10 protein-coding genes are annotated in these 13,127 nt (G+C 72.2%); 5 read left to right on the top strand and 5 right to left on the bottom strand.

Annotated features, from left to right (window positions below; all coding sequences use genetic code 11):
- Positions 1-151: 151 nt before the first annotated feature.
- On the top strand, positions 152-1,276 hold the full coding sequence (locus AC1RVW_RS18110) for a CaiB/BaiF CoA transferase family protein (RefSeq protein WP_493201561.1): 1,125 nt from the start codon (positions 152-154) through the stop codon (positions 1,274-1,276).
- 13 nt (positions 1,277-1,289) lie between these two features.
- Here the strand turns inward: AC1RVW_RS18110 and AC1RVW_RS18105 are convergent, their stop codons facing one another.
- Entirely contained in the window at positions 1,290-2,630 is a 1,341-nt protein-coding gene (locus tag AC1RVW_RS18105; RefSeq protein WP_493201563.1) for a UDP-glucose dehydrogenase family protein, read from the bottom strand.
- Between the two features lie 96 nt (positions 2,631-2,726).
- Between AC1RVW_RS18105 and AC1RVW_RS18100 the strand changes: the two genes are divergently transcribed.
- From AC1RVW_RS18100 to AC1RVW_RS18085, 4 genes are read left to right on the top strand one after another with little or no spacing between them, the layout of a single operon-like run.
- Positions 2,727-3,755, top strand: coding sequence for a glycosyltransferase family 2 protein (locus tag AC1RVW_RS18100; RefSeq protein WP_493201560.1), 1,029 nt, complete (start codon positions 2,727-2,729; stop codon positions 3,753-3,755).
- Between the two features lie 51 nt (positions 3,756-3,806).
- Positions 3,807-4,817, top strand: coding sequence for a hypothetical protein (locus AC1RVW_RS18095; protein WP_493201558.1), 1,011 nt, complete (start codon positions 3,807-3,809; stop codon positions 4,815-4,817).
- Complete coding sequence (locus AC1RVW_RS18090) at positions 4,807-5,583, top strand: hypothetical protein (RefSeq protein ID WP_493201556.1); 777 nt, start codon at positions 4,807-4,809, stop codon at positions 5,581-5,583. The genes AC1RVW_RS18095 and AC1RVW_RS18090 overlap by 11 nt, the downstream gene beginning before the upstream one ends.
- A gap of 3 nt (positions 5,584-5,586) precedes the next feature.
- A complete protein-coding gene (locus AC1RVW_RS18085) occupies positions 5,587-6,717 on the top strand; it encodes a glycosyltransferase family protein (RefSeq protein ID WP_493201554.1) in 1,131 nt (376 codons plus the stop codon).
- Here AC1RVW_RS18085 and AC1RVW_RS18080 read toward each other — a convergent pair.
- The 4 genes from AC1RVW_RS18080 to AC1RVW_RS18065 all read right to left on the bottom strand — a co-directional run bounded on the left by AC1RVW_RS18080 (position 6,707) and on the right by AC1RVW_RS18065 (position 13,118).
- Entirely contained in the window at positions 6,707-8,386 is a 1,680-nt protein-coding gene (locus AC1RVW_RS18080; protein WP_493201552.1) for a hypothetical protein, read from the bottom strand. The genes AC1RVW_RS18085 and AC1RVW_RS18080 overlap by 11 nt on opposite strands.
- A 142-nt stretch (positions 8,387-8,528) precedes the next feature.
- Positions 8,529-9,518, bottom strand: a complete 990-nt coding sequence (locus tag AC1RVW_RS18075) for a Bug family tripartite tricarboxylate transporter substrate binding protein (RefSeq protein ID WP_081267543.1) — start codon at positions 9,516-9,518, stop codon at positions 8,529-8,531.
- A gap of 43 nt (positions 9,519-9,561) precedes the next feature.
- Positions 9,562-10,776 (bottom strand): VWA domain-containing protein, encoded by a 1,215-nt coding sequence (locus AC1RVW_RS18070; protein ID WP_493201550.1) that lies wholly within the window; start codon positions 10,774-10,776, stop codon positions 9,562-9,564.
- Complete coding sequence (locus AC1RVW_RS18065; protein ID WP_493201548.1) at positions 10,773-13,118, bottom strand: DUF5682 family protein; 2,346 nt, start codon at positions 13,116-13,118, stop codon at positions 10,773-10,775. The genes AC1RVW_RS18070 and AC1RVW_RS18065 overlap by 4 nt, the downstream gene beginning before the upstream one ends.
- Between the last annotated feature and the right edge of the window lie 9 nt (positions 13,119-13,127).

Genomic DNA, 13,127 nt, shown 5'->3' with positions numbered 1-13,127 from the left:
CAAACCGGCAGCGTGCCCTGTGCACAGGGCGCCGGGTGCTCCCCGCAGCGAAATAAAGGAGGAGGGGCGCAGCCCCGGGGGACATTCGCGGAGGGGAGTACCCGGTGGCCTGTGCACGACCCCCGAAAGAACGAACAGAAGAAAGACAGAAATGACACAACCCCAAGGCGCCCTCGCAGGCATCCGGGTGCTGGACATCTCCCGCATCCTCGGCGGTCCCTACTGCGGACAGATCCTCGGTGACCACGGTGCCGACGTGCTCAAGGTCGAGCCGCCACAAGGCGACGACACCCGCACCTGGGGCCCGCCATTCAAGGAAGGCGTGGCCTCGTACTACCACGGCCTCAATCGCAACAAGCGCGTGCAGCACCTCGACTTCTCGACAGAAGAAGGCCGCGAATCGCTGCTCGCCCTGGTCGCCGAGGCCGACGTGCTCATCGAGAACTTCAAGACCGGCACCATGGAACGCTGGGGCATCGGCTACGAGACCCTGTCGCAACGCTTCCCGCGCCTCGTGTGGTGCCGCGTCTCCGGCTTCGGCGCCGATGGTCCGCTCGGTGCGCTGCCCGGCTACGACGCCGCCGTGCAGGCCATGACCGGCATCATGAGCATCAACGGCGAAGCCGACGGCGGCCCGTTGCGCGTCGGGCTGCCCGTGGTCGACATGGTGACCGGCCTCAACGCGGTCATCGGCGTGCTGCTCGCGCTGCAGGAACGCAACCGCAGCGGACGCGGCCAGTTCGTGGAAGCGGCGCTGTACGACAGTGGCCTGTCGCTGCTGCATCCGCACGCGGCCAACTGGTTCATGGACGGCACCGCGCCGCGCCGCACCGGCAACGCGCACCCCAACATCTACCCCTACGACGCACTCGCCACCGGCACCGACCCCGTGTTCGTCGCCGTGGGCAACGACCGCCAGTTCGCCAGCCTGTGCCGCTGCATCGGCCTGCCCGGGCTTGCCGAAGATCCGCTTTACCGCACAGCCGGTGCGCGCTCGGTGCACCGCGACGGGCTCAAGCAGCAGCTCGAGGCGGCCATGGCCGCTTTCGACGGCCGCCAGCTCGTCGAGCAGCTCATGGCCGCCGGCGTGCCCGCCGCGCCGGTGCTGCCGGTCGACGCCGCGCTGCAGCACCCGCACACGCTGCACCGCGAGATGGTGGTCGAGATGCCCGGCGGCTATCGCGGCATCGGCGCGCCGGTGAAGCTGAGCCGCACGCCGGCCAGCTACCGGCATGCGCCGCTCACGCCGGGCGACGCCTTCCTGCCGCAGGACTGACCGGGCGACCGCCTCAGCGCGGCACCGCGCGCCCGCGCCCGATGCCGTAGTACGCGATGCCCGCGGCCTCCACCTGCGCCGCGTCATAGACGTTGCGGCCGTCGAAGATCGCCGGCATGCGCAGTTCCCGCGCGATCTGCGCAAGGCCGGCCTCGCGGAACACCGACCACTCGGTCACCAGCGCCAGCACGTCGGCGCCGTGCAGCGCCTCTTGCGCGGTGGCGCACCAGCGCAGGCCGTCGCGCTCGCCGACGATGGCGCGCGCATTCGCCATCGCGGCCGGGTCGTGCACCTGCACGCGCGCGCCGGCCGCCAGCAGCCGCTCCAGCAGCACCAGGCTGGGCGCATCGCGCATGTCGTCGGTGTCGGGCTTGAAGGCCAGGCCCCACACCGCGACGGTCTTGCCCGCGATGCGGCCTTCGAAGTGGTGCGTCATCAGGTCGAACAGCCGGCCCTTCTGCTCGTGGTTCGCGGCCTCGACCGCCGAGAGAATGCGCAGCGCATGGCCGTCGCGTTCGGCCATGCGGGTCAGCGCGCGCACGTCCTTGGCGAGGCAGGAGCCGCCGTAGCCCGCGCCCGCCTGCAGGAAGTCGGGCCCGATGCGGTGGTCGGCGCCGATGCCGCGCCGCACCATCTCGATGTCGGCGCCCGCGTGCCCGGCCACGCGCGCCATCTCGTTCATGAAGCTGATGCGGGTGGCGAGCATCGCGTTGGCGGCGTACTTGGTGAGCTCGGCCGAGCGGCGGTCCATCACCAGCAACGGCCTTTCGGGTTCGCTCACGAACGGCGCGTAGAGCCGGGTCAGCAGGTCGATGGCCCACGGGTCCCGCGTGCCGATCACCACGCGGTCGGGCCGGCGGCAGTCGCGCACCGCCGCGCCTTCGCGCAGGAACTCGGGATTGGCGGCCACCGCGATGCGCAGCGAGGCGCCACGCCGCGAAAGCTCGCCGCTCAGCACGGCCTCGATCTGGTCGGCCGTGCCCACCGGCGCGGTCGACTTGCACACCACCAGCGCCTCGCGCTCGCGGTGCCGCCCGATGCCCGCCGCCACCGCCATCACTTGCCGCAGGTCGACGCGCCCTTGCGCATCCGCCGGCGTGTTGACCACGATGAAGAGCACGTCGCCGTGCCCGCAGGCGGCCTGGGCGTCGGCGGTGAAGCGCAGCGTGCCGGCGGCCAGGCCCTCGGCCACCAGGGCCTCCAGGTCCGGTTCGTGCAAGGGCATCAGGCCGCGCTGCAGGCCTTCGATGCGCGGCAGGTCGGCGTCGGTGCAGAGCACCTCGTGCCCGGCCTCGGCCAGGCAGGCCGCGAAGCTCAGGCCCACGTAGCCGGCGCCGAAGATGCCGACCTTCATGGCCGGCCCGACGGCGCGCTGCACTGGTGGCTGGCGCGGTTGTGCGATAAAAGCAGGGTGCAAGCCTTCAAAACAATGTCCGGACAGGAAAATTCGATGATGCCCGATCAAGTTGCCGCGCGTTGCGCGCTGGTCCTGGAGACCAACAACCTGCGCGGCGGAGCGGATGCCGAGGCAAGGGCCGGCGCCAGCCTGCAGCGCCTGGTGGCACTGCTCGCGAAACAGAAGCTGCCGCTCACGGCGCTCGCGCAGGTGGTCATCACGCACGACGGGCTGAGCCCCGCCACCTGCGATGCGGTGAGCGCGCTCGCGGGCCGGCCGGTGGATTTCGTGCGCATCGACGCGGCCACCGGGTACTACGACGCCAAGAACGCCGGCTTCGCGGCCACCGATGCGCAGCGCTGCACGCACGTGGTGTTCGCCGATGCCGACTGCCTGCCCGACGACGACTGGCTGCTGCAGATGCTGCTGCCGTTCACGCAAGGCGCCGATGCGCCCGAGGTGGTGGCCGGGCGCACCAGCTACGCGGCCAACGTGGTCGGCACCGCGCTGACGACCATCGACTTCATGTACTTCCCCAACGCCGACCATGCCGGCGCCACGAGCAACTTCTACGCAAACAACGTGGCCTTCCGCCGCGAGGTGTTCGAGCGGCACAGCTACCAGGCGCTCGACGGCGTGTACCGCGCGCACTGCCAGGTGCTGGGCATGCGGCTGAAGGCGGCGGGCGTGCCCATTCACTACGCGGCCGCGGCCCACACCGAACACCGCCTGCCGGACACGCGCCTGGAGGCGCTCAAGCTGCGCTGGATGCGCGGGCAGGACACTTACTCGCTCACGCCGCACCTGTTGCGCAGCTACGTGTCGCCGCGCTGGCAGTGGCTGGCCAACAGCGGCCCCATCGGCCCGTTGTGCGTGCTGTTCACGCGGCTGGGCTTCAGCGTGAAGGCGCTGAACCATCAAGACCTGCCGCCGCTGCGCGGACTGCGCTGGCTCGCGGGCGTGGCGCTGATCCTGGGCTTCTCGGCCGTCGACATGCTGGGCGCGTTCGCGCGCGGCATCGGCTGGCACACCACGGGCCGCACCAACGCGGACGCGCAGGCGCTCTCCTATCACCGGCCCTGAATCGCCGGCCCCGAGCGGCACTCGCCACAAGAACAACAAACGACAAAGACCATGCACATCCGCTCTTCGTTTCCGGCGCGCCGCGCCGCGCTCGGCCTCGCGCTCGCAGGCGCCTTCACGCTGGCCAGCGCTGCCGACTTCGCCGGCCGCGGCGTCTTCAACTTCAAGTCCGATGCCGGCTGCCCCTTCGCGGCGCTGGCCGGCGCGGGGAACGACTGCAACCGCCTCGCCCTCGACGACCCCGAAACGCGCGCCGCGCTCGACGGCGCCGCGCACACCATCCGCTTCACCAACACCCGCAGCTACGCCGAGAAGACCATCGTCGGCGACGTGCTGCTGCAGGGCTCGGGCCAGGCGCGCAGCGGCCAGCGCGTGCCGCTGACCTTCCACGCGCTGCTGAGCCGCTCGGGCACCGACTGGTCGGTGAGCAGCCACGCGCACTCGCCCATGGGCGGGGAGTTCAACGACATCCGCATCGACCCGTACCAGGTCGTGGTGAACGAGGCGAACACCGACCGCGTGGTGCTCACGGCCGACCAGGTCATCGAGGCGCTGGCCAGGCCCTCGCTCACTGCGCGCTTGGCCAACGTGCTGGTGCAGGTGGACGACAACCGTACCGATGGCGCGAAAGACGCCGACATCACCATCGGCCTGGGCCTGAGCAAGGCGTCGAAGTCGGTGGCGCGCGCACGCTTCCACGCGCCGGCCGCCAAGGGCCGCGAGCTGGCCGAAGCGATGCAGCAAGGCAACTGGACGCTGGAGCTGCAGGCGCTCAGCGGCAAGATCCCGCGCCAGGTGGTGCAGCGCGACATGTTCCTTTACGGGCTGGAATCGCAGTCGCTGTTGCAGCCGCTGCTGCAGCGCGGCTTCCGCAAGAACGAGAAGCTGGTGCTGGGTGCGGCCGGCGGCAAGGGCTTCGTGCGCTACGACGGACAGCAGCGCGAGTTCGCGGGCGCCGACACGGCCGCGCGCGCGTTCCTGCAGGACAGCTTCATCGGGCTCGTGCTGGGCTGGCAGCAGCAACAGCCGCAGCCCGTGCAGGCCAAGGCCGATGCCCGCTGACCAGGCACCGGACACGGCAGCCGGCTTCGACTGCCTCGCCCCGCCACGGCTTCGCGGCTGGCCCTCGATGCAGGCGCGCATCGTGCACCACGTCAAGCGCGCCGCGCTGCGGCAGCTGCATGCGAGCAATGCGGGCGAGATGCTGCTGCTGCGCTTCTACCTGGTGGGCGAGGAGTCGTCCGAGCAGGCGCTGCAGCGCGAGCTGCGCATCGACCCGCCCGACTGGCTCGCGCGCCAGCTCGACCAGCACCTTGCCGACGAGCAGTTGCACGCGCGCCTGTTCGCCGAAGCCATCGTGGAGCGCGGCGGCACCGCCCAGGCCGCCGCCTCGCCCGAGGAAGCACCCCGGCCCGACTGGTTCAGCCGCCGCAAGCTGGCGCGCTGGCAGCAGCTGATCCGCCGGCATGCGCCGCACTTCGCGCACGGCGGGCTGGTGCCTGCCTATGCCATCGGCCTGAGCGCGGAGCAGATGGCCTCGCGCATATTGCAGCGCCATTGCGCGCTGATCGGCCAGCAGCATCCGCTGCATCCGCTGCTGTCGCGCGTGCTGGCCGACGAAGACCGCCACATCCGCCTGTGCAGCCACACGCTGCAGCGCTGCGTGGCGCCGCACGAGCAGCCCCGGCTCGCGCAGCTGATGCGCGAGGTGCGAGACACCGAACGCGGCTTCGGCATCACCGGCGCGGCCGGAATGTGGCTGGCGGGCGTGGCCCTGCGGCTGCGTCCGGGCGCCACGCGGCCGCTGCGGCACCGGCATCACGCCTGAGCGATGCCGCCGCGCATCCTCTACCTCGCGACCGCGGACGCGCGCGGCCACCTGATGCGCGCGCAGCTGCTGACGCACGCCTTGCGCGACGCCGGCGCGCAGGTGCAGGTGCTCACCACCTCGGACGAAGGCGCGCGCTTCCTGGCCGGCTTCGGCATCGAAGCGCCCGTGCTTTCGCGCCACTACGCGGTGCAGTTCGACAAGGAGCAGAACATGCTGCGCCGCGAAACCGACCGCAACGTGGCGCACTACATGTTCCGTCCCACGCGCATGCTGCGCGACGTGCTGCGGCTGAGCCGGCGCTTCCGCGAAGCCGACCTGGTGGTGAACGACTCCTTCCACCCCGCGCTGCTGCTGATGGGCTGGCTGCCGTTCTGGCGCCGCAAGGTCGTGCACGTGTACGGCGCGAGCCTGCGGCATGCGCTGCAGACCAACTTCGAGGGCCGCATGCCGGGCGCCGTGGCGCGGCTGTTCGGCGGCATCGTGGCCTGGCAGATCGACCGCAGCCTCGCGCGCATCGCGCATGACTTCGCGCACGGCGAGCCGGCCCACGACGGGCGCGGCGGCTGGCGGCTGCCGACGCCGGTCGCGGTGGTGGATGCGGCGGCCCATGCGCAGGAGGCCGCGCCGCGCGCCGCCGCTGTCTACCTGAATCCCCACTTCGAGGAACCGGCCCTGGCCGAAGGCCTGGAGCAGGGCCTGGCCGACGCGGGCCTGCCGGCGCACCTCGTGGGCGAAGGCTATGCGCGGCGTCCCCGCTGGCATGCGCGCGACGAGCACTGGATCGAGGCCGCCGCGCGCAGTGCCTTCATCGTCTCCGCGCCGGGCATGGCGGCGCTGTCGATCGCGGCGGTGTACCGCAAGCCGATCCTGCTGCTGCTGACCGACCAGCCCGAACAGGCGATCAACGCCGGGCGCGCCGCGCAGCTCGGGCTCGAGCACCGGGTGGTGGTGTGGCGCGGCGACGCGGCGAAGTTCGCGCGGGCCGTGGCAACCGCAGCGGGCGAACTGCTCGCCATGAATGCCGGCAACACCACGGACGGCGTCGAAGGCAGGCAGGCCGCCATCGACCGCCGCCAGCACTGGGTCGCGCTGCTGATGCGCCTTGCGGGCGGCGCGCCGGCTAGCCCATGACCCCGCGCGCCGAATCGACCACCGAGCGGAACACGCGGGCCGCCGCGCGCAGCGGGTGCATCTCGGCCCATCGCATCGACGTGGCCTTCGGCGGCGCCGAGACCACGCCCCGGCCCATGCGCAGCGACACCTGCAGCCGCTTGATCGTGAAAGACGGCCGCGCCAGCGCACGGCGCGGCAGGGAGCGCCCGGTGTCCGCCACCACGAACTGCAGCACCAGGCACTTGCGCGCCGCCGCGGCCTCGATGTCGAACACGAGGCTGCGGCGCCGCGCCCCCGTAACGCGCCGGGCCGGCAGCACCACGCCGTCGAACATGGCGTGCACGCTCGTGGCCTTGGCATTGCTGCGGTAGTCCACCCGCACCTCGATGCGGTGCGGCTTCTGGTGCGACAGCGAAAGCGATTGCGACGGCGCCAGCGCGGGCAGCGGTATGACCAGGCTGGCCAGCTCGCCCTCGCTGCGCGCGCCCTCTGCGTCGAAGCCGGCCCAGCCGTGGCTGAGCCAGCCGGTCGCGGGGCTGCCGGGGTGGAACATGTAGGGCCGGTCCATCCGCAGCTCGGCCACGTCGCGCAGGCCCTGGCTCTTGTCGTCGAAACCCCAGCGCAACGCGAACGCCCGCTCGATGGCGGCGGCGGGCCAGGCCGATGCCCCCGCGGCGGCATCGGCCGCCAGGGGCGAGATGTCGCCGCAGGCCTCGGCCATGAAGTCCATCGCGCCGAGCCCGGCGCCGATCGGCATCCAGCCCGAGCATGCCGCCGGCAGCTGCGAGCGCGCATTGCGGTCCGCATGGATCAGCGCATGCGCGGGCTTGCGGAAATAGCGCGCCTCGGCCAGCACGCTGGACGACAGCGCCGACGCGAAGTGCACGTTGTTCGCCGACAGCAGCGCATACGTGTTCTCCTGCGTCCACGCGACGTTGGGAATGGCCCGTGCGATGGGCGCGAGGTCGTGCAGCGCGGGCTCGTACGGGTGCGGCTTGATGACCAGCAGGTCGACCCCGCGCGCCAGTTCGCGCAGCGGCGCGATCACGCTGGCCGGATGCATGGTGCGCCCGCCGCCCACCAGCGACAGGTCGACCAGGCTCTGGCCGAAGAACAGCCCCACGCGCAGCCGCGGGTCGAACAGCGAAGCGGCGCCGCGCCTGGCGAAGTAGCCCTTGATCACGCTCGCGTGGTTCCAGAACAGCTCCTCGTCCACCCGGCGCGCGCGCAGCGCGGCCTCGATGGCGGGGTCGTTGGTGCGGGCGCAGAAGTGCAGGTGCTCGGTGAAGCGGCGCGGGTCGATCTCGATGTCGAGGTAGCTGGCGCCGCCGCGGTCGATGCAGTGCTGCAGCGCCGGCGTCAGCCCCCAGCCGATCACCAGGCAGCCGGGGTCGAACGCCGGCATGCCGTCGCGCCCCGCCAGCGGCGCCAGGTCGGCGATGCAGGCGCGGGCCCAGCCGGCCGGGGTGCAGGGCAGGTCGAGCCGGGCCATGAGGCGCGCGACGTCGATGCGCCCGCCGTCGGACAGCGGCGCGACCTCCTGCACCGGCAGGCCCAGGCGGCCGAGGGCGGTGTCGAAGAAAGCACGCAGGAATCGCCGGTTCGCGACGTGGTAGGTCAGGCCGTTGGCCGCGGAGCGAAAAAAATCGTCCGCAAAGACGACGTGGTGGAACCGGCGAGTTTTCATTGTTTTTCCGGGCAGGCCGGCCTGCCCGTGCACACCGCCCCGCCGACCCTTTCTGGCGATGCGCCAATCTAGGCAGCGACTCTTAGCCGGGGATGAGAACTTCGCGGCCTACGCGCAAAGTTGCCGTAAAGGCGCGGGCCGCTCAGTCGAGCACCAAGTTGAGGTCGCGGATGAGCGGGTGCCAGCGCGCCGCTTCGGCCTGCAGCAGCGAAGCGAACTTGCCGGGCCCGTCGCCCGCGGCCTCGATGCCGAGGTCGGCGAACCGGGCCAGCACCGCCGGGTTGTGGATGGCGCTGGCCACCGCCTGCTGCAGCCGCGCCACCAGCTCGCCAGGCGTGTTCACGGGCACCACGAGCCCCATGAGCGTGGCCGCCTCGACGCGCGGCATGCCGAGCTCGGCGAAGGTCGGCACCGCCGGCAGTTGCGCCAGCCGGCGCGGATGGGCCACCGCCAGCGCGCGCAGCCTGCCGCTCTGGATGAAGCGGCGGGCCGCCGCCAGGTCGCACATCATGGCCGGCAGCTGGCCGCCGGCCACGTCGGCCAGCGCGGGCGCCGCGCTGCGATACGGCACGTGCACCATCTTCAGCCCGGCCTCGCGCTCGAGCAGTTCCATGGCCAGGTGCTGCGGGCTGCCGGTGCCGGCGGAAGCGAAGCTGACCTTGCCGGGAAAGGCGCGCGCGTCGGCGATGAACGCGCGCGCGTCTTTCTCGCCGGTGGCCGGGCCGACCAGCAGCACCATCGGCAGCCGGCCCATCAGCGTGACCGGCGCGAAGTCGCGCACGGGGTTGTAGCTGAGGTTGCGGTAGATCGCGGGGTTGAACACCAGCATGCCGTTGTCGGCCGACAGCAGCGTGTAGCCGTCGGCCGGCGCGCGCGCCGCCTCGATGGCGCCGAGCGCGGTGTTGCCTCCGGCGCGGTTCTCGATGGTCACCGGCTGCCCGGTGTCGATGGCGAGCTGGGCGCCCACGGTGCGCGCGACGATGTCGGCGCCGGCACCGGCCGGGTACGGCACGATCCAGCGGAAGGGCCTGGCGGGATAGAGCGGCTGCGCCGTCGCGGCGCGGGGCAGCGTGCCGGCCGCGAGGGCGGCCGTGGACAGGAGCTGCAGCAGAAGCGGTCGGCGGCGGATCATGGGCGGCATGGGCGGGCGTCTCCGCCTCCATGTTAGGGCCTGTTCATCCAGCCCTGCTGGTCCTCAGGCCTTGTGCCGCGGCCCAGCCCGCCACGTCCTCGCGCTTGATGGCGGCGGCCATGAGGCCCGGGAACGCGTCGGGCGTGCATGCGAACGAGGGCACGCCCAGCGCGGCCAGCTTGGCGGCCAGGTCGCGGTCGTAGGCCGGCGCGCCCTCGTCGCTGAGCGCCAGCAGCGCGATGAACTGCACGCCGGCTTCGACCAGCTCGTTGGCGCGGTGCAGCAGCTTTTCTTCCACGCCGCCTTCGTACAGGTCGGAGATCAGCACCAGGATGGTGTTGCGCGGCTCGCGGATCAGGCCCTGGCAGTAGCCCACGGCGCCGTTGATGTCGGTGCCGCCGCCCAGCTGCACGCCGAACAGCAGGTCGACCGGGTCCTGCAGCTGCTCGGTCATGTCGACCACGCTGGTGTCGAACACCACCAGCCTGGTCGCCACCGCCGGCAGGCTGGCCATGACGGCGCCGAAGATGCTCGAATAGACCACCGACGCGGCCATGGAGCCGCTCTGGTCGATGCACAGGATCACCTCGCGCTGCGGCTGCCGCGCCTTGCGGCCGTAGCCGACCAGCGACTGCGGCACTACCGTGCGGTACTCGGGCTGCCAGTGGCGCAGGTTGGCGCGGATGGTGCGGTTCCAGTCGATCTCCGAATGGCGCGGGCGGCGGTTGCGCTGGCTGCGGTTGAGCGCACCGCTCACGGCGCTGCGCATCGGCTCCTCGAGCTTCTTCATGAGCTCGTCGACCACCTTGCGCACCACGGCGCGTGCGGTGTCCTTGGTGCCCGCGGGGATCACGCTGGCCAGCGCCACAAGGCTGGCCACCAGGTGCACGTCGGGCTGGGCGTTGTCGAGCATCTCGGGCTGCAGCAGCATCTGGCGCAGGTTGAGCCGCTCCATCGCGTCGCGCTGCATCACCTGCACCACCTGGCTCGGAAAGTACTTGCGGATGTCGCCGAGCCAGCGCGCCACGCTGGGCGCCGAATCGCCACGGCCGCCGCGCTGGCCGCCCTGGCCCAGGCCGCGCCGGCCGTCGGCCTCGTAGAGCGCGGCGAGCGCCATGTCGATCTCGCGCACCCGGCCTTCCACGGCGCCGCAGCTGGGCGTGGCCTCGCTGCCGAGCACCAGCCGCCAGCGCTGCAGGCGGTCGGTGGAGGGCGGCGTCTCGTCCGCGGACGCGGCAACGGTGTCGTCGGTGTTCATGCCTTCACTCCCAGCAGTTCCCGCAGCAGCGGCAGCGCGAGCACCGCGCGAGATTCGTCCCACTCGGCGGCGGCTGTGGCGACCACCGCCGTGCCGCCTTTTCCACCGGTCGCGCCCCGCTTCGCGCGCTCGCCCAGCGCGCGCCGGTCGGCGCCCGAGAAGTCGGCGAAGCTGCGGCGCACCAGCGGCAGCACCTGCAGGAAGTGTTCTTCGCCCAGCGCCGACAGCCAGCCGTCGACCAGCGGCCACACGGCCTCGTCGTGCAACAGCACCATCGCGTTGCGGTTGAGGAAGCCTTCGAGCCACGCGGCCGCCTCGGTGGGCGGAGCGCCTGCCGAGAGATTGCGCGCGAGCTGCTGCGAGGCACCTTCGCTGTCGATCTGCGCATCGTCGAGCAGCAGCCGGCAGGCCACGCCGCGCAGCAGCGGCGCCGCGCTCTCGCCGAAGGCGATGGCGCGCAGCGCGCCGCGCCATGCGGCGGTGGTTTCCTCGCCGTCGCGCAGGCGCACCGCGTCGTGTGCGGCGATGAGGCTGGTGCGCAGCGATTCGGCCGCTTCGGCGTCGAGCGCGCCGCAGGCAATGGGCAGGCCGATGGCGCCGCGCACGATGAGGCTGTCGAGCACGTGCGAGAGCAGCGCGCTGTCGGTCTGGCGCACGCTGCCGTAGCGGAACACGTTGGCCAGCGGCGGCACCGCGCCGATGAGCTGCACCGCGTCGCCGGTGAGCGCGGCGCGGTCTTCGAGCGCGCGGGTCACGGCCTGCACTGCCGCGGGCAGGTCGGCCAGCAGCACGGTGTCGACCTGCCCGGCCAGCGCGGTGAGCGAGCTTTCGCCGGCCAACTGCTCCATCACGCGCGAGGTGGCGGCATGCGCCAGGGTCGCGCCGAAGCGGCTGGCCTCGATGATGCGCAGCGCGAATTCGGGCTGCCACTGCAGCTGCCACACCTCGTGGAAGGTGCCGCGGCTGGAACGCTGGCCGACGGTGGGCGCGCCCCAGGGCAGGTCGAGCAGGCGCAGCCGGTGCAGCAGGTGGCTGCGCGCGAGGTCGTTGGGCTGGCGCAGGTCGAGGTCGAGCGTGCGCGCGGTGGCTTCCGGCTTCAGGCGCAGGCTTTTTTGCTGCTGCTCGATGTCGCGCTGCAGCGGCACGGTGGGCACTTCTGCCGGCACCTGGCCCATGCGGTCGCCGACGGTCAGGCGCTCGCGGATCAGCGTGAGCGGCGCCTGCTCGCCCATGCAGATCACGCTGCGCACGGCCTCGTCGAGTTCGGGCAGGCCGGGCGCGGGGCGTTCGCGCAGCGCGGCGAGGGTGTCGGCCAGGCGCGTGGCCTCGATCAGGTGGGCGGAGGAGCAGTCGAGGTCGTGCTCGCGCAGCAGCCGCGCCACGCGCGCGAGCCAGCCGGTGCTGCGGCCCGCCACCTGCTCCCCCTGCTGCCACAGGTGCTCGTACCAGCCCGGCGAATCGATGCCCGCGCCGTAGCCGCTGGCGCTGGTGAGGTGGCGGTAGGTCCACGGCACCCAGGTGGCCAGCACCTTGAGCCTGGGCAGGCCCTTGAGCAGCGCCGCGTCGGCCTTGGCGGTGGCCGCGCCCTGCAGGGCCGGCACGTGCCAGGCGCCGCAGACCACGGCGATGCGCTGGTGGCCGGCCTTGACGGCTTCGCGTATCGATTGCCGCATGAAGGCCTCGCGCAGTTGCTCGCGCTTCGCGGCGCGCGGGCCGCGGCGGTCTTCGGGTGTTTCGGCGCGCACGGCCGTCATGGCCTCGGCGATGGCGCCGAACAGGTCTTCGCCGTCGCCGCGCTCCTCGACCATGTGGTTCCACCAGCTCTCGCCGTCGGCATAGCCGGCGGCGTGGGCGAGCCAGTCGAAGGGGTCGTCGGGGATCCGCTGCAGCGCCGCTTCTTCGCCGGAGGCCGGTGCTTCGTCGTGTTCGTCATCGCCCGGCGGCTCGCCGGCTTCGGCCTCGGGCGCTTCCTGTGCCTTCGCGGCCTCGGCTTCGTCGGCGGCGCGCGCGGCCTGCTCGATCGCCATGCGATGCGACTGCGGCAGGTCGATGAAGCGCACCGGCAGGTTGCGCGACACGCCCCATTGCAGCGCCTGCCATTCGGGCGAGAACTCGGCGAAGGGGTAGAAGGCGGCGAGCCCCGTGTCCTCGCCCGCGTGGATCAGCATCGCGACCGGCGGGCGCAGGTCGGCGTGCGCCATGAAGGACAGCAGGCCTTCCGCGTCGGGCGGGCCTTCGACCAGGATGCAGTCGGGCTGCAGCGACTCGAAGGCGCGCAACAGGCTGCGCGCGCAGCCGGGCCCGTGATGGCGGATGCCGAAGTAGTGCAGCGGAGAGCCCATCTGTTCAGT

Source organism: Variovorax sp. MPBD4-3, assembly GCF_058809745.1.
Note: the sequence above shows the minus strand (reverse complement) of the source record. Positions and strands in the feature narration are given on the sequence as shown.

What these genes read in the sequence shown, in the direction of transcription:
- AC1RVW_RS18110 (WP_493201561.1), top strand. Translation starts at nt 152, where the DNA reads ATGACACAACCCCAAGGCGCCCTCGCAGGCATCCGGGTGCTGGACATC.
- AC1RVW_RS18105 (WP_493201563.1), bottom strand. Translation starts at nt 2,630, where the DNA reads ATGAAGGTCGGCATCTTCGGCGCCGGCTACGTGGGCCTGAGCTTCGCG.
- AC1RVW_RS18100 (WP_493201560.1), top strand. Translation starts at nt 2,727, where the DNA reads ATGATGCCCGATCAAGTTGCCGCGCGTTGCGCGCTGGTCCTGGAGACC.
- AC1RVW_RS18095 (WP_493201558.1), top strand. Translation starts at nt 3,807, where the DNA reads ATGCACATCCGCTCTTCGTTTCCGGCGCGCCGCGCCGCGCTCGGCCTC.
- AC1RVW_RS18090 (WP_493201556.1), top strand. Translation starts at nt 4,807, where the DNA reads ATGCCCGCTGACCAGGCACCGGACACGGCAGCCGGCTTCGACTGCCTC.
- AC1RVW_RS18085 (WP_493201554.1), top strand. Translation starts at nt 5,587, where the DNA reads ATGCCGCCGCGCATCCTCTACCTCGCGACCGCGGACGCGCGCGGCCAC.
- AC1RVW_RS18080 (WP_493201552.1), bottom strand. Translation starts at nt 8,386, where the DNA reads ATGAAAACTCGCCGGTTCCACCACGTCGTCTTTGCGGACGATTTTTTT.
- AC1RVW_RS18075 (WP_081267543.1), bottom strand. Translation starts at nt 9,518, where the DNA reads ATGATCCGCCGCCGACCGCTTCTGCTGCAGCTCCTGTCCACGGCCGCC.
- AC1RVW_RS18070 (WP_493201550.1), bottom strand. Translation starts at nt 10,776, where the DNA reads ATGAACACCGACGACACCGTTGCCGCGTCCGCGGACGAGACGCCGCCC.
- AC1RVW_RS18065 (WP_493201548.1), bottom strand. Translation starts at nt 13,118, where the DNA reads ATGGGCTCTCCGCTGCACTACTTCGGCATCCGCCATCACGGGCCCGGC.